Below are 1433 nucleotides of genomic sequence, written 5' to 3'. Positions count from 1 at the left end.
GCCGCCCCCCCCCCCCCCCCCCCCCCCCGCGCCCCCGGGCCCCCCCCCCCGGCCCGGCCCCCCCCCCGCGCCGACGCTCGACGGCACGATCCTGCGCTTCGTGTTGGACCGGCTGGCGGGCGGGGAAGCCTTCGAGATCGTGCTCAAGACCTTCGGCACGGCGGGCGGCCCGGCAGCCGATCCCGTCTCGGTCGCCGTCGAGTCCGCCGCGGGCGATCCCGCGCTCGCGGACAACCTCGCGCTGGGCGCCGTCGCGGCGCTGCCGCTCGTCGCAAACGACGACGCCGTATCCGGCGCGGAAGATGCGCCGATAACGGGCCAGGTCCTGACCAACGACCTGCGGATCATCGGACGGGATCTCACCGTGGCGCTTTCCTCCGCGCCAGGGCACGGGGCAGTCACGCTCGATCCAGACGGCGCCTTCACCTACCAGCCGGACGCCGACTTCGCCGGGACGGACAGCTTCGCATACCTGCTGGACGACGGCCTCGGCGGGACCGCTGTCGCGACCGTCACCATCACGGTGACACCGCAGGACGACGCACCTTCCGCTCTGCTGCTGTCGCGCGCGAGCGTGGTCGAGACGGCCGCGGTCGGGAGCACGATCGGCACGCTGTCCGCCACCGATCCGGATGGGGGCGAAGGCCTGGTGTTCAGCCTGCTCGACGATGGCGGCGGCCTGTTCGCCGTCCTTGGCAACGCGCTGGTGGTGGCCGCGCCGCTGGACTTCGAGCAGGCGGCCACGCATGAGATCACGCTCCGCGTAACCGATGCGGACGGGCTCTCGCTGGACCGCGCGGTCACGATCACGGTGGAGGACGTGGTCGGCGAGCGCGGCGTGGGCACGCACGGCGACGACCGGCTGCTTGGCGGCATCGGCAACGACACGTTGTCGGGCGGCAGCGGCGATGACAGCCTCGATGGCGGCACCGGCGCCGACAGCATGGTGGGCGGCGCCGGCAACGATCGCTACGTCGTGGACGATGCCGGCGACCGCATCGCCGAGACGCGCACGGGCGGCGCCGACACGGTGTACTCCTCCATCACCTGGTCGCTCGGCGCGCATCAGGAGGACCTGGTCCTGACCGACGACGCCGCGATCGATGGCACCGGCAACAACCTCGCCAACCTCATCGTCGGCAACGACGAGGCGAATGTGCTCAACGGCGGCGGCCGCGCCGACACGCTGATCGGCGGCGGTGGCAACGACCTCTACCTGATCGATGCGACGGACAAGCTGGTCGAGCAGGCCGGCGGCGGCAACGACACGGTCGTCGCCAACGCGACCTTCGCGCTGCCCGACCATATCGAGGTGCTGCGCTTCAACGGCACGGCCAATGTCCGCGGCGACGGCAATGCCGAGCAAAACTTCATCCTCGGCAATGTCGGCAACAACCGGCTGCTCGGGAATGACGGCAACGACACGCTGAATG

The 1433-nt window shown here is 71.5% G+C and carries 1 protein-coding gene; it reads left to right on the top strand.

Annotated elements, in window-relative coordinates; translation table 11 throughout:
* Positions 1-1433 (top strand): Ig-like domain-containing protein (locus tag AC1MIR_RS27710; RefSeq protein ID WP_480031394.1); only part of this gene is annotated, 1433 nt, incomplete at both ends.

Source organism: Falsiroseomonas sp. RANM36 (assembly GCF_056682175.1).
Note: the sequence above shows the minus strand (reverse complement) of the source record. Positions and strands in the feature narration are given on the sequence as shown.